General features: G+C 66.6%; 22 protein-coding genes and 1 tRNA gene. 14 read left to right on the forward strand and 9 right to left on the reverse strand.

Translation table 11 applies throughout. The features are described 5' to 3' along the window. Positions 1–79: 79 nt before the first annotated feature. From DWF00_RS13680 to DWF00_RS13690, 3 genes are all read right to left on the reverse strand, one after another. Positions 80–946 carry an FkbM family methyltransferase gene (locus DWF00_RS13680; RefSeq protein ID WP_181832927.1) on the reverse strand — a complete coding sequence of 289 codons (867 nt, stop codon included), beginning with the start codon at positions 944–946 and terminating at the stop codon, positions 80–82. 215 nt (positions 947–1161) lie between these two features. Further along, positions 1162–2571: a type I glutamate--ammonia ligase gene (gene glnA / locus DWF00_RS13685; protein ID WP_114832849.1), complete on the reverse strand. Its 1410-nt coding sequence runs from the start codon at positions 2569–2571 to the stop codon at positions 1162–1164. A 95-nt stretch (positions 2572–2666) separates the two neighbouring features. Beyond that, positions 2667–3005 (reverse strand): P-II family nitrogen regulator, encoded by a 339-nt coding sequence (locus DWF00_RS13690; RefSeq protein WP_043236635.1) that lies wholly within the window; start codon positions 3003–3005, stop codon positions 2667–2669. A 327-nt stretch (positions 3006–3332) separates the two neighbouring features. Here DWF00_RS13690 and DWF00_RS13695 point away from each other — a divergent pair, with 327 nt between their 5' ends. After that, complete coding sequence (locus tag DWF00_RS13695) at positions 3333–4859, forward strand: NAD(P)H-hydrate dehydratase (RefSeq protein ID WP_245973886.1); 1527 nt, start codon at positions 3333–3335, stop codon at positions 4857–4859. Positions 4860–4932: 73 nt separating this feature from the next. On the opposite strand, the gene DWF00_RS13700 is transcribed toward DWF00_RS13695, so the two are convergent. The 3 genes from DWF00_RS13700 to DWF00_RS13710 form a co-directional block, all read right to left on the reverse strand. Further along, positions 4933–5550, reverse strand: coding sequence for a PRC-barrel domain-containing protein (locus tag DWF00_RS13700; RefSeq protein ID WP_114832051.1), 618 nt, complete (start codon positions 5548–5550; stop codon positions 4933–4935). Between the two features lie 240 nt (positions 5551–5790). Further along, positions 5791–5964 (reverse strand): hypothetical protein, encoded by a 174-nt coding sequence (locus DWF00_RS29435; RefSeq protein WP_181832847.1) that lies wholly within the window; start codon positions 5962–5964, stop codon positions 5791–5793. 35 nt (positions 5965–5999) lie between these two features. Continuing rightward, positions 6000–6206: a hypothetical protein gene (locus DWF00_RS13710; protein WP_114832050.1), complete on the reverse strand. Its 207-nt coding sequence runs from the start codon at positions 6204–6206 to the stop codon at positions 6000–6002. A gap of 153 nt (positions 6207–6359) precedes the next feature. Between DWF00_RS13710 and DWF00_RS13715 the strand changes: the two genes are divergently transcribed. Then, positions 6360–6620: a hypothetical protein gene (locus DWF00_RS13715; protein ID WP_147283806.1), complete on the forward strand. Its 261-nt coding sequence runs from the start codon at positions 6360–6362 to the stop codon at positions 6618–6620. Positions 6621–6737: 117 nt separating this feature from the next. Here DWF00_RS13715 and DWF00_RS13720 read toward each other — a convergent pair. Next, positions 6738–6812: transfer RNA gene (locus DWF00_RS13720), tRNA-Lys, on the reverse strand. A gap of 212 nt (positions 6813–7024) precedes the next feature. Between DWF00_RS13720 and DWF00_RS13725 the strand changes: the two genes are divergently transcribed. The 11 genes from DWF00_RS13725 to DWF00_RS13780 all read left to right on the forward strand — a co-directional run bounded on the left by DWF00_RS13725 (position 7025) and on the right by DWF00_RS13780 (position 17629). Further along, a complete protein-coding gene (locus tag DWF00_RS13725; RefSeq protein WP_245973887.1) occupies positions 7025–8110 on the forward strand; it encodes a hypothetical protein in 1086 nt (361 codons plus the stop codon). A gap of 34 nt (positions 8111–8144) precedes the next feature. Then, the gene (locus DWF00_RS13730) at positions 8145–8456 is read left to right on the forward strand and encodes an FtsB family cell division protein (protein ID WP_114832049.1); all 312 of its coding nucleotides are present in this window, start codon (positions 8145–8147) and stop codon (positions 8454–8456) included. 591 nt (positions 8457–9047) lie between these two features. Beyond that, positions 9048–10139, forward strand: coding sequence for a pyruvate dehydrogenase (acetyl-transferring) E1 component subunit alpha (pdhA, locus tag DWF00_RS13740; RefSeq protein ID WP_114832048.1), 1092 nt, complete (start codon positions 9048–9050; stop codon positions 10137–10139). 81 nt (positions 10140–10220) lie between these two features. Beyond that, the gene (locus DWF00_RS13745) at positions 10221–11633 is read left to right on the forward strand and encodes a pyruvate dehydrogenase complex E1 component subunit beta (RefSeq protein WP_114832047.1); all 1413 of its coding nucleotides are present in this window, start codon (positions 10221–10223) and stop codon (positions 11631–11633) included. Positions 11634–12082: 449 nt separating this feature from the next. Further along, entirely contained in the window at positions 12083–13432 is a 1350-nt protein-coding gene (locus DWF00_RS13750; protein ID WP_114832046.1) for a pyruvate dehydrogenase complex dihydrolipoamide acetyltransferase, read from the forward strand. Between the two features lie 15 nt (positions 13433–13447). After that, positions 13448–14887 carry a dihydrolipoyl dehydrogenase gene (lpdA, locus tag DWF00_RS13755; protein ID WP_114832045.1) on the forward strand — a complete coding sequence of 480 codons (1440 nt, stop codon included), beginning with the start codon at positions 13448–13450 and terminating at the stop codon, positions 14885–14887. Positions 14888–14963: 76 nt separating this feature from the next. Beyond that, positions 14964–15212 (forward strand): GlsB/YeaQ/YmgE family stress response membrane protein, encoded by a 249-nt coding sequence (locus DWF00_RS13760; RefSeq protein ID WP_114832044.1) that lies wholly within the window; start codon positions 14964–14966, stop codon positions 15210–15212. Between the two features lie 55 nt (positions 15213–15267). Further along, entirely contained in the window at positions 15268–15606 is a 339-nt protein-coding gene (locus tag DWF00_RS13765; RefSeq protein ID WP_245973889.1) for a GlsB/YeaQ/YmgE family stress response membrane protein, read from the forward strand. A gap of 44 nt (positions 15607–15650) precedes the next feature. After that, positions 15651–15935 (forward strand): GlsB/YeaQ/YmgE family stress response membrane protein, encoded by a 285-nt coding sequence (locus DWF00_RS13770; protein WP_114832043.1) that lies wholly within the window; start codon positions 15651–15653, stop codon positions 15933–15935. A 189-nt stretch (positions 15936–16124) separates the two neighbouring features. Then, a complete protein-coding gene (gene lipA, locus DWF00_RS13775) occupies positions 16125–17132 on the forward strand; it encodes a lipoyl synthase (protein ID WP_114832042.1) in 1008 nt (335 codons plus the stop codon). A 17-nt stretch (positions 17133–17149) separates the two neighbouring features. Then, on the forward strand, positions 17150–17629 hold the full coding sequence (locus DWF00_RS13780) for a type II toxin-antitoxin system RatA family toxin (RefSeq protein ID WP_114832041.1): 480 nt from the start codon (positions 17150–17152) through the stop codon (positions 17627–17629). Here DWF00_RS13780 and DWF00_RS13785 read toward each other — a convergent pair. Beyond that, on the reverse strand, positions 17619–18113 hold the full coding sequence (locus DWF00_RS13785) for a CinA family protein (protein WP_114832040.1): 495 nt from the start codon (positions 18111–18113) through the stop codon (positions 17619–17621). The two genes, DWF00_RS13780 and DWF00_RS13785, sit on opposite strands and share 11 nt — an antisense overlap. Before the next feature lie 4 nt (positions 18114–18117). Further along, complete coding sequence (locus tag DWF00_RS13790; RefSeq protein WP_245973890.1) at positions 18118–19323, reverse strand: bifunctional 2-C-methyl-D-erythritol 4-phosphate cytidylyltransferase/2-C-methyl-D-erythritol 2,4-cyclodiphosphate synthase; 1206 nt, start codon at positions 19321–19323, stop codon at positions 18118–18120. Between the two features lie 180 nt (positions 19324–19503). On the opposite strand from DWF00_RS13790, the gene dusB reads away from it, so the two are divergent. Continuing rightward, positions 19504–20526, forward strand: coding sequence for a tRNA dihydrouridine synthase DusB (gene dusB, locus DWF00_RS13795; protein WP_114832038.1), 1023 nt, complete (start codon positions 19504–19506; stop codon positions 20524–20526). Positions 20527–20537: the final 11 nt, after the last annotated feature.

Below are 20537 nucleotides of genomic sequence, written 5' to 3' on the forward strand. Positions count from 1 at the left end.
GGGAAGATTTGAAACCAGCCTATGCCACGGCTTTCCTAAGGTTAGGTGAGCGTCGGCTTTGCCGGCGCGCCCGCTTGTCTCAAGTCAACGGGCCGAAGCTGGCGACGAGATTGCAACGCCGCTCCGGTACCTCAGGGACAGACTCGAGCCAGCAGGAATAGCCGAGGATCAACCGCTTTGCCTCCTGGACGAGCCGGCTGCCGTCGTCGCCGGTCTCCCTGAGGCAGGACAGCGTATCGTAGCCGGCGGCGCGAAGTTCCGCCCAAGCCTTTTCTCCGGCGGGCCGGTGATTGCTTTCGAACGCGAGGATCGGGCGGTGATGCGCAAGGGTCTCCCGCAACCCGGCGAAGACATCGGCCTCGAAGCCCTCGACATCGCATTTCACGAAGCCGATCGGCTTGGTGCTGGCCGCGATCTCCGGCTCACTCTGCGCGAGATAGCGGTCACCATGGCGAACCGGCAGCACGATATCACCCCGACCGGAGGCAAAGCTGCCGCTGCCATCATTGCCTGCTTCGAGCAGGGAGAACTTCAGCTCGGCGTCGGCGCGGCCGAGACCGACTTCGTGCAGGCGGACGTTGCCCGTCTGCGAGAGCAGGAGGTTGGTCTTGAACAGCGAGGCGATCGGAGGGTTGGGCTCGAAGGCGACGACTTCCGCGAAGCTGTCGGCAAGAGAGATGGAATGATTGCCGATGTTGCCGCCGATGTCCAAGAAAACCGAGGACTGAAGCCCGCGGGCGCGAAAGAGCTCCCTGAGGAACGCGATTTCGCGGCGCTCGTAGATGCCGTTTCCGATGATGGATATGCCGAGATAGTCGGTCGGAATGACGGCGATCCGCGGATGGGGCGGAAGGTGCCTCCTGCTGGCGGGAACGATCTTCTTGATCAGGAGGTCATTGGCGCGCCGGATCGCGTAGGTCAGGCGCGTTTCGGTGATGCGCAGCATTGCAGCCGTCCCCGCGTTGAAGCCGGATGAGTGGTAACCGCAATCCCGTACCGAACGCTTAACGTTACGTCGCCTTTCGGCTCCTGCTGTGAATCGCTCGCCCGGCGCCTGTACGAAAAAGCCGGGGCATTGCTGCCCCGGCGTTTCAGTTGGACCGCGAACCATCGCGGTCGGGAGGAAGACCGGGCGCCGGGCCTGAACCCGGCGCTGAATCCTCAGTAGGAGTAGTACATCGCGAACTCGACCGGATGCGGCGTCATCTCGAAGCGCATCACGTCCTGCATCTTGAGCTCGATATAGCTCTCGATCAGGTCGTCGGTGAAGACGCCGCCGGCCTTGAGATAGGCGTTGTCCTTCTTGAGCGAGTCCAGGGCTTCGCGCAGCGAGCCGCAGACGGTCGGGATCTTCTTCAGCTCGCGCGGCGGCAGGTCGTAGAGGTCCTTGTCCATGGCCGGGCCCGGATCGATCTTGTTCACGATGCCGTCGAGGCCGGCCATCAGCATGGCGGCGAAGGCGAGGTAGGGGTTCGCCATCGGATCGGGGAAGCGGACCTCGACGCGCTTGGCCTTCGGCGAGGTCGTCCACGGGATACGGCAGGAGGCCGAGCGGTTGCGCGCCGAGTAGGCGAGCAGCACGGGAGCCTCATAGCCCGGGACCAGGCGCTTGTAGGAGTTGGTCGAGGGATTGGTGAACGCGTTCAGCGACTTGGCGTGCTTGATGATGCCGCCAATGTACCAGAGGCATTCCTGCGACAGGTCGGCGTACTTGTTGCCGGCCATGATCGGCTTGCCGTTCTTCCAGATCGACTGGTGGACGTGCATGCCCGAGCCGTTGTCGCCATAGATCGGCTTCGGCATGAAGGTCGCGGTCTTGCCGTAGCTCTGGGCGACGTTGTGGATGGCGTATTTGTAGACCTGCATCTGGTCGGCCATGTGCGTCAGCGTGTCGAACTTGAGACCAAGCTCGTGCTGGGCGGAGGCGACCTCGTGGTGGTGCTTCTCGACCTTGGCGCCCATCGCGGCCATGGCGGCGAGCATTTCGCCACGCATGTCCTGCGCCGAATCCTGCGGCGGGACGGGGAAGTAGCCGCCCTTGGTGGCGATGCGGTGGCCGAGGTTGCCGCCCTCGTATTCGGTCATGCCGTTGATCGGCAGCTCGATGTTGTCGAGCTTGAAGCCGGTGTTGTAGGGGTCGGCCGAGATCTTGACGTCGTCGAAGACGAAGAATTCAGCCTCGGGGCCGACATAGATGGTGTCGCCGATGCCGGTCGACTTGAGATAGGCCTCGGCCTTCTTGGCGACGCCGCGCGGATCGCGGCCATAGGGCTCGCCGGTGGCCGGCTCGAGCACGTCGCAGGTGATGACCATGGTCGCGGCCGAGAAGAACGGATCCATGACCGCCGTCGTCGGGTCGGGCATCAGGAGCATGTCGGATTCGTTGATCGCCTTCCAGCCGGCGATCGAGGAGCCGTCGAACATCGTGCCTTCGGCGAAGATGTCCTCGTCGATCATGGTGATGTCGAACGTCACGTGCTGCCACTTGCCGCGCGGGTCGGTGAAGCGGAAGTCCACGTACTTGACGTCATTGTCCTTGATCGCCTTGAGGACGTCCTTGGCGTTCTTCATCTTCGCATTCCTCTCGAAAGCAGTTTCTCAATTCCATCGATCCGCGGGTCATCACCCGGCGGCGAGCCGATATCGTGGGTTCCGGATTGAAGCCCTTAGATCGCGTCCGCGCCGGTCTCTCCGGTGCGGATGCGGATCGCCCCCTCCACCGTCGATACAAAAATCTTGCCATCGCCGATGCGCCCGGTCTGGGCCGCCTTCTTGATGGCCTCGATGGCGCTTTCCACCATCTCGTCGGCCAGGACGATCTCGATCTTCACCTTGGGGAGGAAGTCGACGACGTACTCGGCGCCGCGATAGAGCTCGGTATGGCCCTTCTGGCGGCCGAAGCCCTTGGCCTCGAGCACGGTGATGCCCTGCAGGCCGACCTCCTGGAGGGCTTCCTTCACCTCGTCCAGCTTGAACGGCTTGATGATCGCTTCGATCTTCTTCATGCGCCGACCGGCCTCCCTCACGCGCAATTCAGGAACGGATGTTGCCCGCATTCCCGACATCGCCTGTCAGCCCGATTGATGCAATGCCGAAATCACCCGAGGCCGATGGCCTCGAAGCAGTTTCAGCGCCGCATCACGGCTGGCGATGCACTTGCTGATCTGCTCATAGCATCGGCGCGGATGGCTCGCCACGTGGGTGTCGCACCGGAACCGCCTCATGATCAGGCGATATTCTGACTATAATTTATGCAAATGCAAAATCGTTGACCATTATCCGTGGCAGGGCGTGGGCTTGTCGGATGCCTGCCGCTCTCGGATGATGCCGGCATGGGCATAGCCGACAAGAGCATGCTGGCGTTGCTGACGCCGGCGGAGATGGCGCGCGCCGACCAGGCGGCGATTGCGGCCGGCACGCCCGGCCTCGTGCTGATGGAGCGGGCGGGCCGGGCCGTGGCCGATTCGGTCAGCCGGCGGGCGCGGCCGGGCCAGCGCATCCTCGTGCTGTGCGGGCCGGGCAATAATGGCGGAGACGGCTTCAGCGCGGCGCGGCTGCTGCGCGAGCGCGGCTATGCCGTGACTCTGGCGCTGGCCGGAGCGCGAGCGGCGCTGACGGGCGATGCCGCCGCGATGGCGGAGCGCTGGCCCGGCGCAATCGAGCCGCTTGCGGCGGCCAAGCCGGAGGAGGTGGCGCTCGTCGTCGACGCGCTGTTCGGGGCCGGTCTCAGCCGGGCCTTGTCGGACGAGGTTGCCGAGATGGTCCGGCGTGTGAACGCGGCTTCCGCCACCGTCATCGCCGTCGACGTGCCGAGCGGCCTGTCGGGCGAAAGCGGGCGCGCTGAGGGGCCGGTCGTGCGGGCCGACGAGACCGTGACCTTCTTCCGGCTCAAGCCCGGCCATCTCCTGCAGCCCGGCCGGTCGCTCTGCGGCGTGACCACGCTTGCCGATATCGGGATCGCGGCCGAGGTGGCCTTTGCGCCGGGCGCATTGAAACCGACGACGTTTCGCAACGAGCCGGCGCTGTGGCGCGATGCCTGGCCGGCCCATGCGGCCGAGACGCATAAGTATCAGCGCGGCGCGGTCCTGGTCCTGGCCGGCGGTCTCGCCGGCGTCGGGGCGCCGCGGCTCGGCGCGCGGGCGGCGCTGCGGATCGGCGCCGGGCTCGCGACCATCGCCTGCCGGCCGGAGGCGCTCGCCGCCCATGCCGCGCGCGGGCCCGACGCTCTGATGCAGCGAGCCGTGGCGGAGCCGGCCGAGCTGGAGGCCATGCTGGCGGAGACGAGGCTCGGCGCCGTGCTGGCGGGACCGGCGCTCGGGCTTGACGGCGTCGCGCGGCAAGGCGTGCTGGCGGTGCTGCGCAGTGCGGTGCCGGCGGTGTTCGACGCGGATGCGCTGACCTTGCTGGCCGCCCGCACCCGATCGTTGAAGCGCGCGATCACTGCTCGCGGCAAGCCGTGCGTGCTGACGCCGCACGAAGGCGAATTCCAGCGCCTGTTCGGCGCGTTGCCGGAGATCGTGCAAGCACCGTCGAAGCTCGAGCGGGCGCGGCGGGCGGCTGCCTATGCGGGCGCGGTCATTGTGCTGAAAGGCTCGGATACGGTGATCGCCGAACCGGGGGGCGAGGCTGCGATCAACGCGACCGGATCGTCGGCGCTGGCGACGGCAGGCTCGGGCGATGTGCTCGGCGGCTTGATCGCCGGTCTGCTGGCGCAGGGAATGCCGGCTTTTGAGGCGGCCTGCGCTGCCGTCTGGCTGCATGGCAAGGCCGGCGAAACGAGCGGGGCGGGGCTCATCGCGGATGACCTGCCCGAGGCAGTCAGGGGCATCATTGCGGAGGAGCTGCCGAGGAGCCCCTAGGGCCAAGCGAGCACGCGACCTCCCAATAGAAGCCGGCCCGCCTTGGAGAAGGCGGGCCGGTTGGCGCCGCCGGTTAACGCGTGGCGTAGGTCACGGCCGGTGCGGCAGTGAGCTGATCCTTGGTCATGGCGATCTTGCCGTGATCCGGGTACATGGTCGGACCCTTCGGGGCAGACGCTGCCGAGGGCGGGGTCGGCGAGGCGCCGGTCATGCTGCCCGAACCACCGGACGGGGCCGCCGGGGCCGGGGCGGGCTGAACGATCGGGGCGTCGCTCCAGGTGATTTGCTCGAACGGGATGGCGACATCCTTCGCACCGATGCCAAGGAACCCGCCGACGCCGACGGTCACCATCTCGATCTTGCCGCTCTTGTCGAACACGACCTCGGTGACGTCACCGACCTTCTTGTCGTCGGCGCCGTAGATATCGACGCCCATCAGCTTCGAGGCGCGCCACTTGCCCGGCGCGGCCAGGTTCTGCTCCGGCTGCTTGGCAGCTTCCGTGGAAGCGGCCGGGGGCGACGCGGACGGCGCGCTCGGCGACGGCGCGCTGGTCTGGGCGATGGCCGTCGCAGCGAGCAAGACGCTGCCGATTGCGGTCAACGCGATCTGACGCTTCAACATGGTTTCCTCCTTCAAACGCCGCATGAGCGGCACATGCCGGACCAACGTCGAAACGGCGATTTGGTTCACATGCTTGTGCGTTGCATTTTCCGGGGGCGGCGATGAGCCGGCTAGAAAGCCGCCATCCGCAGCTCCAGAGCCCCGGTCGAGCGAGCCGGTCTTCCCGTGTTTCCATGAGCCTGGAACGCAGGCTGGCCTGCCGCGTTCGGGTCCCGAGGAGTGCGACATGCCCGCGACTGCGCCGAAGACCACGATCGAGCCCGGCGAACTCAACGCGAGCAATGACGGCTGAGGCGGCCGTGAGGCCCCTCAGTCCCGGTCTTCCGCCTCGTCGTGCCTGAGCTCCCAGGACAGCATCGCCTCGGCAAGAGCCTGCTGCTCCTTCTCCTCGGCGCTGCCCTCGGCCGGGCGGCCGAGTTCCTTCACGCGCAGCTGGGCACGCTCGTAGTCCTCATCGGTATGGATCACGATCGGTTCTTTCACCTGCGTCTCCCGAAGCTGCGATAGTAGCGGCCGATTCAACGGCTGGCGGCGTCCTTCGTTCCGCCGAAGCGGGCCTCGTAGTCGAGCACCGCGACGGTGAGCGCCGCCAGCTCGAGCCCCTCCGGCGTTTCGTCCTGAACGCCGGCGAGTTCGTCGATGCGCTGGCGCGCAAGCCGGTACTCGTCACGGTTCCCGATCCTGCCGGTCGGCGTCTCGGGCTTTGTCTCCAGAGCAATATTCATCGATCTCGTCCCGCAGCGTGGCGCCATTCTTCCGCCTCGCTGGGCGATGCGCAACCATCTTGGCGCGACCTCGATCCTGCAAATGGCGGATGCGGGGCGGCCGCGGCGCGCTCATCATGCCGGGGGTCGCAACAAAGCCAGGAGCCGAGATTCATGTCGCCGCTTTGGGCAAGAATTCCTTTGGGAATCATTGCAGGCGGCTTCGCCTGGCTGCTGATCGCGGCGCTGCTATCCGGCGAGATAAGGCCCTGCAAAACCACATCCCGTTATGGCGCGGGCGCCTGCTCAACCGTGCGTTGGAACGACCAGCCTGGCGAATTCCTGCTTCAGCTCGGAATTGTTGGATTGATCGCCGGTGCCTGCTTGCTCGCCTTCGCGTGGGCGCCCAAGTGGTTCTCAGGCAAGCGAGACTGAAGGCGCTCCGGCTGCGCCCGGCGATACCCGGCAAGACGGCGGCGATCCCCGATCCGGTGCGCGCGCTGCTACCGCGTGGTATCGGCAGCCGTCGATATTCAGGTTGTCAGGGATGTCTGGTGAGCGGGGAGGGGATCGAACCCTCGACCACATGATTAAAAGTCACGTGCTCTACCACTGAGCTACCCGCCCTCACTGGCCCGCTGACATACGGAGGCCCCGCGCGCGGGTCAACATCGTTCGTTCCGCCATCCTGATTGTTCCAGGGCTGCTTTGGTGGCAGAAGGCGCGCCGGAGGAATGCGATGTTCGATTTGCCCAGCCTCGATGCAGGCGAGGCCATCATGGCCGTGACCGGCGCGGCCGCTGCCCGCGCATGGCTCCTCAGCCGGCGGGCGCCGCATCTTGGCTGAGTCCGTGGCGAGCGGCCCGGACTGGCGACGCTGGACGACGAGCTTCCTCGCGACAGCGCTGGCGCTCGTCGCCATCCTGTTCGGCTTCATCGCGGTGCTCGATCCGTTCGGCTTGCGGGTTTCGGCGGGGCAGGCGGCGCGGCCGCTGATGGATCTGAACCAGCGCTTCATGTACCCGCAATTGGTGCGCTCCGGCCGCTTCGACGCCGCCGTCTTCGGCACCTCGACCATGCGGCTGCTCGACCCCGCCATCCTTTCGCAAGGATTCGGCGCCAGCGTCGTCAATCTCGCCATGAACGCCGCGACGCCCTGGGAGCAGCTCCAGATGGAGCAGTTCTTCGCGCGCAAGACCTCAGTGCCGAAGGCCGTGATCTGGGGCATCGACCAGCTCTGGTGCGCGCCAGACGCGACCGCACCCGAGAAACGCCTGACGCCGCGGCCATTCCCGCCCTGGCTCTACGACGACAAGATCTGGAACGACTGGCCGGAACTGATCAACCTGACCACGCTGGAGATCGCAGGAAGGCTTCTGGCCCATCGATTCGGGCTGCTGCCGGAGCGCATCCGCGGCGACGGCTACGAGGTCTTCACGCCGCCGGAGGCGCAGTACGATCTCGCCCGGGCGCGCTTCCATCTGTTCCAGGGTTCTGGCGGCGTCGCGCCGGATCTCGCGCCGATCATGCCGCCGGCCGCGGTTTTGGCCGCGGAGCAGGCGTCCTGGCGCTTTCCGGCGCTGGATTGGCTCGACGCTGCCCTCGCGGCGCTTCCGGCCGCGACCCGCAAGCTGATCGTGCTGCCGCCGGTCCATCTCGGCGGGCTGCCGCGCGAGGGCTCGGCCGGCTGGCAGCGCTATGCCGCCTGCAAGGCTGAGCTCGGGGCGCTGGCGGCCAAGCATGGCGCGACCATAGTCGACTACGCCCATGCCTCGCCGATCACGCGGGATGATTCGAACTACTGGGACCCGCTGCATTTCCGCCTGCCGATAGCCCGGCGGGTCGAGGGCGACCTGATCGCTGTTGCAAATGGGGCTCAGCCGCAGGCGGATGGCGCGGCGAATGTCTCGAAGCCAATTCGTTAACCTTGGAGAAACCGCGCCGTCCTAGCCTTCTGGCATGGTCGTTCGCCGCGGTGTCAGATCCATTGTCGTCACGCTCCTGCTCTACCTCGTGTCGAGCGCGGCGGTCGGCTATTTCCTGTTCCATGCCCAGCACGGCTCGCGGGGGCTGGAAGCGCGCGGCGATGTTCAAGAATCGCTCAGGGCCGAGGAAGAGCAGCTCGCCGGCCTCCTGGCCGAGCGCAAGGGCTGGGAGCAGCGCCTCGCGCTGATGCGCGACGAGGCGGTCGACCGCGACATGCTCGAGGAGCGGGCGCGCTCCGTGCTCGGGCGCGTGCACAAGAACGACGTCATCATCATGGGCCGGTGAGGCATTAGCCCTGTTAGCGTGTGCCCGGACTAGCGGCTCCATTCGGCCGCCTGCTTTTTGCAGCTCGATCGCCGTGCGTCCTATCGGACGCATGGCGATCTACGCCTTTGTTATTGCATCGGATTCTTCCGAAAACCGGATTCCACTTTTCGGGCCGATGCTCTAGAACGACGTGCCGATCCCGCAGCCGCCACCCCCGCCGGCGCCGCTGCCACTTCCGCCGCCGCCACCAAAGCCACAGCCGGCCCGGCCGCAGCCGGACAGCGATAGCGCTAGGATAATGACCAGGAGGATGCGGCTGGGCATGGCGACGCTCGCGTTGAGGCTTTGCGACAATGAGCCAGAACGGGGGCGTTGGCGAGATGGGGCTGTGGATTTCTCCCTGTCGGCGCGACGAAGATTGACCTTGCGAAACCTTGCGCCGGTGCCGGCAAATAGTCCCGGACACATCGATCAACTGGATTTCGGTTAATTTGTGAAATTGTAATTTTTACAATGACATAAGTGCATGTTGCATTGCGAGACACCTCTCTCGCCAAGGGTTTTTCGATCCTCTACAACCAATGGCGACTGATCTTTGGAGGATCGCCGATGGCCGTTGCCGCGCGCAAGACGAAAGCCCCCGCTCAATCGAAGGCCGCAGCCAAGGGCGCGACCAAGAGCAACCCAGCCAAGTCGGGCGCCGACAAGCCCCTGAGCAACATGCCGGTCTTCTCCAAAGAGGAGGAGCTGCACGCCTATCACGAGATGCTGCTGATCCGGCGCTTCGAGGAGAAGGCGGGCCAGATGTACGGCATGGGCCTGATCGGCGGCTTCTGCCACCTCTATATCGGCCAGGAAGCGGTCGTCGTCGGCATGCAGATGGCCGCGAAGGAGGGCGACAAGGTCATCACCGGCTATCGCGACCACGGCCACATGCTCGCCTGCGGCATGGAATCGCGCGGCGTGATGGCCGAGCTGACCGGGCGCCGCGGCGGCCTGTCCAAGGGCAAGGGCGGCTCGATGCACATGTTCAGCCGCGAGAAGCACTTCTACGGCGGCCACGGCATCGTCGGCGCGCAGGTCTCGCTCGGCACGGGCCTCGCCTTCGCCAACTGGTACCGCAACGACAACACGGTATCGCTGACCTATTTCGGCGACGGCGCCGCCAACCAGGGCCAGGTCTACGAGAGCTTCAACATGGCGCAGCTCTGGAAGCTGCCGGTCGTGTTCATCATCGAGAACAACCGCTACGCCATGGGCACCGCCGTCAGCCGCGCCTCGGCCCAGACCGATTTCTCCAAGCGCGGCCTGTCCTTCGGCATCCCGGGCGAGCAGGTCGACGGCATGGACGTGCGCGCGGTGCGCGATGCGGCCGAACGCGCGATCGAGCACGCCCGTACCGGCAAGGGCCCCTATATCCTGGAAATGCAGACCTACCGCTACCGCGGCCACTCGATGTCCGACCCGGCCAAGTACCGCTCCAAGGACGAGGTCCAGCGCATGCGCGAGGAGCACGATCCGATCGAGCAGGTGCGCGGCCGCCTGACCCGCGACTTCAAGCTCGGCGAGGACGAGCTCAAGGCGATCGACGCCAAGGTGCGCGAGGTCGTCAACGACGCCGCCGAATTCGCGACGCATGATCCCGAGCCGGACGTCTCCGAGCTCTGGACCGATATCACGCTGGAGAAGGCGCGGGCCTGAGGCCCGTCCCAACCTTGCCTCCGCCGGTCTCTCAAGCCCGGCGCCTCCCATCCCGCGTCCAGTCAAATCCCGGGTGTATTCATGCCGATCGATATCCTGATGCCCGCGCTTTCGCCCACGATGGAAGAGGGCAAGCTCGCCAAATGGCTCAAGAAGGAGGGCGACGCCATCAAGTCCGGCGACATCATCGCCGAGATCGAGACCGACAAGGCGACCATGGAGGTCGAGGCGGTCGATGAAGGCATCCTGGCCAAGATCCTGATCGCCGACGGCACCGAGAACGTCGCGGTCAACACGCCGATCGCGGTGATCGCCACCGATGGCGAGGACGTCAAGGCGGCGGCGAACGGCGCGGCCGCGCCGAAGCCGGCCCCGGCCGCTGAAAAGCCGGCCGAGCCCGAAGCCAAGGCAGAAACGCCGGTCGCGGACGCGCCGGCTGTCTCCGCCCCGGCAACCGTCCCGGCCCAGGCCAAGTCCTACGACGCCTCGTCGGAATTCCCGGCCGGCGCCGAGATCGTCCACATGACCATCCGCGACGCGCTGCGCGACGCCATGGCCGAGGAGATGCGCCGCGACGGCGACGTCTTCGTGATGGGCGAGGAGGTCGCCGAGTACCAGGGCGCCTACAAGGTCACACAGGGGCTGCTGCAGGAATTCGGGCCCAAGCGCGTCATCGACACGCCGATCACCGAGCACGGCTTCGCCGGCATCGGCGTCGGCGCGGCGCTGACCGGCCTGAAGCCGATCGTCGAGTTCATGACCTTCAACTTCGCCATGCAGGCGATCGACCAGATCATCAACTCCGCTGCCAAGACGCTCTACATGTCCGGCGGCCAGATGGGCTGCTCGATCGTGTTCCGCGGTCCCAACGGCGCCGCCGCCCGCGTCGCGGCCCAGCACAGCCACGACTACACCGCCTGGTACTCGAACGTGCCGGGCCTCAAGGTCGTGATCCCCTACAGCGCGTCGGACGCCAAGGGCCTGCTCAAGAGCGCGATCCGCGATCCGAACCCGATCATCTTCCTCGAGAACGAGATCCTCTACGGCCGCTCCTTCGACGTACCGAAGGGCGACGACTTCCTGATCCCGATAGGCAAGGCTAAGGTCGTGCGCCCGGGCACCGACGTCACCATCGTCTCCTTCGGCATCGGCATGACCTATGCGCTCGGCGCCGCCGAGGCGCTGGCCAAGGAGGGCATCGAGGCCGAGGTCATCGACCTGCGCACGATCCGGCCGATGGACATCGAGACCGTCATCGCATCCGTGCAGAAGACCAATCGCTGCGTCGCGGTCGAGGAGGGCTTCCCGCAGTCGGGCGTCACCGCCGAGATCGGCATGCGCATCATGGAGGCCGCTTTCGACTATCTCGACGCCCCGGTCGCCCGCGTCACCGGCAAGGACGTGCCGATGCCGTATGCGGCGAACCTCGAGAAGCTCGCCTTGCCGAATATCGGCGAGGTCATCGCGGCGGTGAAAGCCGTCTGCTATCGGTGACGAGGCATGGCGCCTTCAGCTTTCCTGTGCCACGCAGCTATCTGGATGGCCGGATGCATTGCGCTGCTCGCTCTGCAGGAACCGCGGGCGGCGCTTGCTCAACGATCGCTGATAAAGCCGACGCCATTCACGCATGCGGAGTTCCAACGCCTCGCGCCCGCAGCTCGCGCGAGATCAGTCGCTGCTCTCGCGCGCGAGCGTTGGGGCAGGGCCTGCCCGAACTCTCAGCAAACGCTCGCGGCCTTAGGGCCAAAGGCGGCGTCTTGGCATCTGTCCTGCGCGGGCAGTGGACTGCTCGACTACATGCTCCTTCTGCCGACCCGTTCGCGGGACGAAGGGGCGTCCTTGATCTATTGCGGCCCGTCCACCACCGGCGGACGGGCCTGTGCCATCAACTGAGTCGTCTCGTTGCGCCGACGCGCGCGCCCTTTCGAGAGTGAGCTGACGCCATGCCAACCAACATCCTGATGCCCGCGCTCTCTCCCACCATGGAGAAGGGCAATCTCGCCAAGTGGCTGAAGAAGGAAGGCGACGCCATCAAGTCCGGCGACGTCATCGCCGAGATCGAGACCGACAAGGCGACCATGGAGGTCGAGGCGGTCGATGAGGGCATTTTGGCCAGGATCGTCGTGCCGGAAGGCACGGCCGATGTCGCGGTCAACGAGATCATCGCCGTGATCGCCGGCGAGGGCGAGGACGCCAAGAGCATCTCCGCCCCGGCCGCTGCTCCGGCGCCCAAGGCCGAAGCCCCGAAGGCTGAGGCGCCTCAGGCCGCCGCTGCTCCGGCCCCTGTCAGCCAGTCAGCGGTGACGGCCGCGGCCGGGCTCAACACCGGCGGCCATTCCGTCTCGGGCGATCGGCCCTTCGCCTCGCCGCTGGCGCGCCGTTTGGCCAAGGACGCAGGGCTCGATATCGGCAAGGTCCAGGGCTCCGGCCCGCATGGCCGCATCGTCGAGCGCGACATCGAGGCTGCCAAGCAGGGCGGGGCCGTCAAGGCCGCACCAGCCGCGGCACCGGCTCCCGCCGCGCCGAAGCCGGCCGCCGCGCCGCTCGCCGCCGGAGCGTCCGACGAGGCGACCAAGAAGCTGTTCGAGCCGGGCTCCTATGAGGAGATCCCGCATGACGGCATGCGCAAGACGATCGCGCGCCGCCTGACCGAGGCGAAGCAGACGATCCCGCATTTCTACCTGACGGTGGATTGCGAGCTCGACGCGCTGCTGAAGCTCAGGGCCGAGCTCAATGCCGCCGCGCCCGAGAAGGACGGCAAGCCGGCCTACAAGCTCTCGGTCAACGACATGGTGATCAAGGCGCTCGCCCTGGCGCTGCGCGACAAGCCGCAGGCCAATGTCAGCTGGACCGAGGGCGCCATGCTCCGGCACAAGCAAGTCGATGTCGGCGTCGCCGTGGCGATCCCGAACGGCCTGATCACGCCGATCATCCGCGACGCCGGCCACAAGACGCTGAGCCAGATCTCGAACGATATCAAAGACCTGGCGACGCGCGCCAAGAACCGCAAGCTCAAGCCCGAAGAGTACCAGGGCGGCACCACGGCCGTCAGCAATCTCGGCATGTACGGCGTCAAGGAGTTCACCGCGGTGATCAACCCGCCGCACTCGACCATCATCGCGGTCAGTGCCGGCGAGCAGCGAGCCGTGGTCAAGAACGGCGCGCTGGCGATCGCGACGGTGATGTCGGTGACGCTCTCGGCCGACCACCGCGCCGTCGACGGCGCGCTCGGCGCCGAGCTGATGCAGGCGTTCAAGGGCTATATCGAAAAGCCGATGGCGATGCTGGTTTGAGCCGGAGAAACGACCATGGCTGATTACGACGTCATCATCATCGGCTCCGGCCCCGGCGGCTATGTCGCCGCCATCCGCGCGGCGCAGCTCGGCTTCAAGACCGCGATCGTTGAGCGCGAGCATCTGGCCGGCATCTGCTCGAACTGGGGCTGCATCCCGACCAAGGCGCTGCTCCGCTCGGCCGAGATCATGCATTACGGCCAGCACGCCAAGGATTACGGGCTCGTGCTGGAAGGCACGTTCAAGGCGGACCTGGAGGCCATCGTCAAGCGCTCGCGCGGCATCGCGGTGCGGATGAACAATGGCGTCCAGTTCTTGATGAAGAAGAACAAGGTCGACGTGATCTGGGGCGAGGCCAAGCTGACCAAGCCCGGCACGATCACGGTGGCTCCGACGAAGAAGCCGGCGATGCAGCCGCAGGGCCCGGTGCCGAAGAACGCCAAGGGCGAGGGCACCTACACGGCCGACCACATCGTCGTCGCGACTGGTGCCCGGCCGCGCGCGCTGCCAGGGCTGGAGCCGGACGGCAAGCTGATCTGGACCTATTTCGAGGCGATGGTGCCCGCCAAGATGCCGAAATCACTGCTGGTGATGGGCTCCGGCGCCATCGGCATCGAGTTCGCCTCGTTCTACCGGACGATGGGCGTCGAGGTCACCGTGGTCGAGGTGCTACCGCAGGTCGTGCCGGTCGAGGATGCCGAGATCGGCGCCTTCGCGCGAAAGGCCTTCGAGAAGCAGGGCATGAAGATCATCACCAGCGCCAAGGTGACCAAGGTCGAGAAATCAGCCGACTCGATCACCGCCCATATCGAGGACGAGAAGGGCGGCAAGCAGACGATCACGGCCGACCGGATGATCTCGGCCGTCGGCGTCGTCGCCAATATCGAGAATATCGGGCTTGAGGCGCTCGGCGTGAAGACCGATCGCGGCTTCATCGCCATCGACGAGTTCTGCCGCACCAATGTGAAGGGCATCTATGCGATCGGCGATGTCGCGGGACCGCCGATGCTGGCGCATAAGGCCGAGCACGAGGCGGTGATTTGCGTCGAGGCGATCAAGGGCCTGCATCCGCACCCGATGGACAAGCTGATGATCCCGGGCTGCACCTATTGCCAGCCACAGATCGCCAGCGTCGGCCTGACCGAGGCCAAGGCCAAGGCGGCCGGGCACGAGCTCAAGGTCGGCCGCTTCAACTTCGTCGCCAACGGCAAGGCGGTGGCGCTCGGCGAGGATAGCGGCATGGTCAAGACGATCTTCGACGCCAAGACCGGCAAGCTGCTCGGCGCCCACATGGTCGGCGCCGAGGTCACCGAGCTGATCCAGGGCTTCGTCGTCGCGATGAACCTGGAGACGACCGAGGAAGAGCTGATGCACACGATCTTCCCGCACCCGACCCTGTCGGAGACGATGAAGGAAAGCGTGCTCGACGCCTACGGCAAGGTGTTGAACGCTTGACATCCTGACGTTGCGTCGGTCTTGACCTTGTCGCGAAGCTGATTCCTGATGGCCTCCCTGGGGCTGGAGAATCGCCATGGACATGCGCTCTATCGTCGTCGCCATCGTCATCGGTCTTGTTGCCGGCTGGCTCGCCAGCATCTTCGTCGGTGGGGGCGGGCTCGTCCGCTACATCATCACCGGCCTGATCGGCTCCTTCGTCGGAAGTTACCTGCTCTCGGCGCTGGGCATCAACCTCGGCATCGGCAACCCGCTGGTGTCGCAGATCATCACCGCCGCGATCGGCGCCATCGTCGTCGTGCTGCTGGCGCGGCTGATCTCGTAAGCCTTCAACCGCGAGCGGGCTGGAAATCCATCGCGCTCATGGGCATATCGCGCCCATGAGCACACGCACGCGCAAGCCTCGCGGACCCGGCCGCGTCGTCGAGGACGACAAGGTCGAGATATTGCCGCCCGGACGCGGCCTGCCGGCGGATTGGCGCGTGCTGGTGCCGACCATCCTGTTCGGCACGGTGACGGGCTTCGCCGCCAGCCTCGTGGTCGGCGGCGGCGGGCTGGTCCGCCATGCCGTCGTCGGTGTTCTCGGCATGCTGGTCGGGCAGGGGCTGGTGCGGCTGACGGGCTGGCGCATCCGCACCGGGAACGGCTTCGTCGACGAGGCGGCGATGGCCGTGCTGGGGGCCATTCTCGTGGTCCTGTTGGCGCGGTTCATCGCCTGATAAGCTGATATCGCCATTCGGATGGCTGGCAAAAGGACTGGGATATGAACGACACCATCTACGCAGCGCTCGGAACGCCGGGCTACGGCTTCTTCATGACACTGCTGATCGGCATGTTGGCGGGCTGGATCGCGGAACGGCTGACCTCGTCCGACCATGGCATCTTCACCAACATGCTGGTCGGCGTGGCCGGGTCCTTCATCGGCAGCCGCCTGGCCGAGCTGGTCGACATCCCGGTCTTCGGCTTCTTCCGCACCCTGATCGCGGCTGTCATAGGCGCCGTCGTGGTGATCACGGTCTGGAACGCGCTGCGCAAGCCGAGGGTCTGACGCGCATAGAGCGCTTTTCGATCTGGCCGGAAAACAGCCCTATCTTTATGATTTGACGCATTTTCTTGATGCGAACCGGTAGCCACTTCGCTTGAAAATGCTTTGAGGTCCGGTTGCCGCAACGCACGCGGCGGATTACCTAGAAAGACAGCCGCCTCCTGATCGGGGGCGGCGCTATGGATGGTACCTATGGCGCTTGTTCTCGATCTCCTGAACCGTGACCCGCGGCCCAATGCCGGCAATCCCAAGGTGGATGCCGAGAAGACCGCGCCGGAGCTGCGCCACCCCGAGAAGCAGAAGCGCCCGGAGAACCCGATCCTGCGCAAGCCGGACTGGATCAGGGTCAAGGCGCCGGGCTCGCCGAAATGGGCCGAGACCCAGAAGATCGTGAAGGAGAACAAGCTCGTCACGGTCTGCGAAGAGGCGGGCTGCCCGAATATCGGCGAGTGCTGGGAGAAGAAGCACGCCACCTTCATGATCATGGGCGACACCTGCACCCGCGCCTGTGCCTTCTGCAACGTCAAGACCGGCGTGCCGTTGCCGCTCGACCATGAGGAGCCGCGCAAGGTCGCGGAGGCCGTCGCCAAGCTCGGGCTCGAGCATGTCGTGATCACCTCGGTCGACCGCGACGACCTCAAGGATGGCGGCGCCGAGCATTTCGCCCGCGTCATCCGCGCCATCCGCCAGGCTTCGCCCGGTACGACCATCGAGATCCTGACGCCGGACTTCCTGCGCAAGCCGGGCGCTCTCGAAGTCGTGGTCGCGGCCAAGCCGGACGTATTCAACCACAATCTCGAGACGGTGCCGGGCAAGTACCTGACGGTGCGGCCGGGCGCGCGCTATTTCCACTCGCTGCGCCTGCTGCAGCGCGTGAAGGAGCTCGACCCGACCATCTTCACCAAATCCGGCATCATGGTCGGCCTCGGCGAGGAGCGGAACGAGGTGCTCCAGCTGATGGACGACCTGCGCTCGGCCGAGGTCGACTTCATCACGATCGGCCAGTACCTCGCGCCGTCGCGCAAGCACCATGCGGTGATCCGCTTCGTCACGCCCGAGGAGTTCAAGGGCTTTGAGGCGATCGCTTATGTGAAGGGCTTCCTGATGGTGTCCTCGACGCCGCTGACGCGCTCGTCGCACCATGCCGGCGAGGATTTCGCGCGGCTGCGGGATGCGCGCGCCGCCAAGCTCGGCAAGTGAGGCAGTAAGCCCGCCTCATGCCGATGTTCAACACCAGCCGCCGGGTGAAGCATTCGCCGGAGCGGATGTTCGCGCTCGTCGCCGATGTCGAGCAGTACCCGCAGTTCCTGCCGCTCTGCGAGGGGCTGGTGGTGCGCCGGCGGACGCCACGCGAGGATGGCGGCGAGGTGCTGATCGCCAACATGACCGTCGGCTACAAGGCGATCCACGAGACCTTCACCAGCCGCGTCACGCTCGATCCCACCAATTTCAAGATCCTGGTCGAATATGTCGATGGGCCGTTCCGGCACCTGGAGAATCGCTGGAGCTTCAAGCCGCTCGATGGCGGCGGCTGCGAGATCGGCTTCTTCATCTCCTACGAATTCGCCAGCCGCATGCTCGGGCTGCTGATGGGCGCGATGTTCGACAAGGCTTTTCGCAAGTTCGCGGAGGCTTTCGAGCGCCGGGCCGATGTCGTCTATGGCAAAGGCGCCGCGCCGGCCGCGATCATTGGCTGAGCGCCGCGTGCTTCAGCAGATCGAGCGCTTCCAGCACTGAGAGCCGGCGGATGTCGTCGCGCGAGAGGTCGCCGAAGCGCTTTTCGCGATGCACGGTCCCTGTCGCACTGGTGCAGCCGAAATGGACCAACCCGACCGGCTTCTCCGCGCTGCCGCCGCCCGGCCCGGCGACGCCTGTGATCGCAACCGCGATGTCGGCGACGAGCTTCGCCTTGCCGCCCTCGGCCATGGCGCGCGCCACCGGCTCGCTGACCGCGCCTTTCGCGGCGACCAGCTCGGCCGGGACGCCGGCCAGCGCCGTCTTGGCGGCGTCGGAATAGGTCACCAGCCCGCCATTGACCACATCCGAGGAGCCCGGGATCGCCGTCAGCGCGCCGGAGACCAGCCCGCCGGTGCAGGATTCGACCGTCGCGACCGTGAGGCCGCGCTCGCGGCAGATCGCCAGGACCTCGATGGCAAGCGTCGTGATCTGCAAGTCGAACATCGTCTCACTCCTGCTCGGGCAGCCTGACCGTGGCGGTGGCGAAGGCCACGAGCCCTTCGCCGCGGCCGGTAAAGCCCATGCGCTCGGATGTCGTCGCCTTGATCGCGACTCGGTCGGGCGTGAGGCCGGCGATCGCGGCGATGCGGGCGCGGATGGCGTCGCGATGCGGGCCGACCTTCGGCGCCTCGCAGACCACGGTCAGGTCGAGATGGTCGATGCGGCCGCCGCGTTCGGCAATGCGGTTTGCCGCGAAGGCGAGGAAGCGGTCCGAGGAGGCGCCGCGCCATTGCGGGTCGCTCGGTGGGAAATGCGTGCCGATATCGCCCTCTGCCAAGGTGCCGAGCAAGGCGTCGGTCAGGGCATGCAGCGCGACGTCGCCATCCGAATGCGCCTTGACGCCCTGGCTATGCGGGATGCGGACGCCGCCGAGCCAGACATGGTCGCCCTCGGTGAAAGCATGGACGTCGTAGCCGGTGCCGACCCGGACGGTCAGCCGGCGTTCAAGGTGCTCAGTCGCGCTCGTAAAATCCTGCGGATGGGTCAGCTTCACGTTTTCGGCATCTCCGGGGAAGGTCGCGACGCTGTGGCCGGCCCATTCCATCAAGGCGGCATCGTCGGTGAAGCCGGTGAGATCAGCGGCGGCGGCGGCTTCGTGGGCTGCGAGCAGCGGCCGGAAGCGGAAGGCCTGTGGCGTCTGCACGCTGACCAGCCGGTCGCGCGGCGGCGTCTCGACGACGCAGCCGGCCGCGTCGACGCGCTTGATCGTGTCGGTGACGGCGAGCGCGGGGATCGCTGCCACCTCGATCCGGGCGGCCGCCAGCGCCCGGCCGATCAGGGCCGAGGAGACGAAGGGGCGGGCGGCATCATGGATCAGGACGATGCCGTCGAAACCGCTCCCGGAGAGCGCCTGGAGGCCCAATCTGACCGAATCCTGCCGGGTCTCGCCACCAGAGACGGGGGCGGCCAGCCGCGCATCGGCGATGGCGCCCACGCTTTGGGCATAGAGCGCATCGTCACCGGCGCCGATCACGGTGATGATTTGGCTAATGGCCGCCTCGGCCAGAAAAGGGGCAAGCGCTTGCCGCAGAACCGGGCTGCCGGCGAGTTCGCGGTATTGCTTCGGCGTTTCGCCTCCTGCGCGCAGGCCACGTCCCGCAGCGACGATGAGCGCGGCGACCGGAAGAGTTTCGATCTTGGTTTCGGTCGGCACGGCAACTGGTTCCAGAATGGGCCTTGGTGATACCTAGCGCTTGCGCAATCGCCAAGAGCGCGTATCGAAGCCGCCACCCGCCATACCAGTATACGGTGCGGCAGGGGTGCGACGTTGACGCATTGCAACATGAGCTCGCGCCTCTTGCGCAAACGCAGCAATGTCTAATAAATCATCATAATGGAAACTGCCTCATATTCGGGCGAGAGTGCTTCGGTGATCGCCAAGGTCGCGATGGCCTCGCGCGCGCTGCTGGCCCCGATGTCGGGCGTCACCGACGTGGTGATGCGGCGGATCGCGGCCCGCTATGGCGCCGGCCTCGTGGTTTCCGAAATGGTGGCGTCCGACGAGTTCGTGCGCGGCAGCGAGGAGGCGCGGCTGCGGGCCGAGGGCACCGGCGTCCATCCGCATGTCGTCCAGCTCGCTGGCTGCGATCCGCACTGGCTCGGCGAGGCGGCGCGGCTGGCGGAGGCCACCGGCGCCGACATCGTCGACATCAACATGGGCTGCCCGGCCAAGCGGGTGACCGGCGGCTGGGCCGGCTCGGCGCTGATGCGCGATCTCGACCATGCGCTGTCGCTGGTCGAGGCGGCGGTGGCGGCGGTCGACGTGCCGGTGACGGTCAAGATGCGGCTCGGCTGGGACGATGCCTCGCGCAATGCGCCCGAACTGGCGAAGCGCGCGGTCGACGCCGGCGCGGCGATGATCACGGTGCATGGCCGCACCCGCCAGCAATTCTACAAGGGCAGCGCCGATTGGGCGGCGATCAAGGCCGTGCGCGCCGCCGGCGATTTCCCGCTCGTGGCCAATGGCGACATCGAGACGACCGAGGACGCGCGGACCTGCCTGGAACGCTCCGGCGCCGATCTCGTCATGGTCGGGCGGGCGGCGTTGGGCCGGCCCTGGCTCGTCGGCGCGATCGGGGCGGCTCTCGAAGGGCGCGAGGTGATCGCGCTCGGCACTGAGGAGAAGCTCGCCGTGGCGCAGGAGCACTATGAGGGCCTGCTGAGCCTGATGGGCCGCGAGCAGGGCGTGCGCCATGCGCGCAAGCATCTCGCCGCCTATGCCGACGAGGCCGTCGCCAGCGGCTGCGAGCCGGACGCGGCCGCGCGCCGGCTGCTGCTGACCACCGATGATCCACGCCAGGCGCTGGGCGCACTGGCGAGCCTGTTTTCCAGCTTGAGCAGCCGCGAGGCGGCCTGAACGAGGAAGTT

This window comes from Allobosea caraganae (assembly GCF_003351345.1).
Lineage (GTDB): Bacteria > Pseudomonadota > Alphaproteobacteria > Rhizobiales > Beijerinckiaceae > Allobosea > Allobosea caraganae.

Bases quoted from the DNA above. Each gene is read 5' to 3' on its own strand.
- dusB (WP_114832038.1), top strand. From the start codon at position 19,504: ATGGAAACTGCCTCATATTCGGGCGAGAGTGCTTCGGTGATCGCCAAG.
- DWF00_RS13760 (WP_114832044.1), top strand. From the start codon at position 14,964: ATGGACATGCGCTCTATCGTCGTCGCCATCGTCATCGGTCTTGTTGCC.
- DWF00_RS13745 (WP_114832047.1), top strand. From the start codon at position 10,221: ATGCCGATCGATATCCTGATGCCCGCGCTTTCGCCCACGATGGAAGAG.
- DWF00_RS13750 (WP_114832046.1), top strand. From the start codon at position 12,083: ATGCCAACCAACATCCTGATGCCCGCGCTCTCTCCCACCATGGAGAAG.
- lipA (WP_114832042.1), top strand. From the start codon at position 16,125: ATGGCGCTTGTTCTCGATCTCCTGAACCGTGACCCGCGGCCCAATGCC.
- DWF00_RS13765 (WP_245973889.1), top strand. From the start codon at position 15,268: ATGAGCACACGCACGCGCAAGCCTCGCGGACCCGGCCGCGTCGTCGAG.
- DWF00_RS13710 (WP_114832050.1), bottom strand. From the start codon at position 6,206: ATGAATATTGCTCTGGAGACAAAGCCCGAGACGCCGACCGGCAGGATC.
- DWF00_RS13715 (WP_147283806.1), top strand. From the start codon at position 6,360: ATGTCGCCGCTTTGGGCAAGAATTCCTTTGGGAATCATTGCAGGCGGC.
- DWF00_RS13690 (WP_043236635.1), bottom strand. From the start codon at position 3,005: ATGAAGAAGATCGAAGCGATCATCAAGCCGTTCAAGCTGGACGAGGTG.
- DWF00_RS13770 (WP_114832043.1), top strand. From the start codon at position 15,651: ATGAACGACACCATCTACGCAGCGCTCGGAACGCCGGGCTACGGCTTC.
- glnA (WP_114832849.1), bottom strand. From the start codon at position 2,571: ATGAAGAACGCCAAGGACGTCCTCAAGGCGATCAAGGACAATGACGTC.
- pdhA (WP_114832048.1), top strand. From the start codon at position 9,048: ATGGCCGTTGCCGCGCGCAAGACGAAAGCCCCCGCTCAATCGAAGGCC.
- DWF00_RS13730 (WP_114832049.1), top strand. From the start codon at position 8,145: ATGGTCGTTCGCCGCGGTGTCAGATCCATTGTCGTCACGCTCCTGCTC.
- lpdA (WP_114832045.1), top strand. From the start codon at position 13,448: ATGGCTGATTACGACGTCATCATCATCGGCTCCGGCCCCGGCGGCTAT.
- DWF00_RS13780 (WP_114832041.1), top strand. From the start codon at position 17,150: ATGCCGATGTTCAACACCAGCCGCCGGGTGAAGCATTCGCCGGAGCGG.
- DWF00_RS13680 (WP_181832927.1), bottom strand. From the start codon at position 946: ATGCTGCGCATCACCGAAACGCGCCTGACCTACGCGATCCGGCGCGCC.
- DWF00_RS13785 (WP_114832040.1), bottom strand. From the start codon at position 18,113: ATGTTCGACTTGCAGATCACGACGCTTGCCATCGAGGTCCTGGCGATC.
- DWF00_RS13695 (WP_245973886.1), top strand. From the start codon at position 3,333: ATGGGCATAGCCGACAAGAGCATGCTGGCGTTGCTGACGCCGGCGGAG.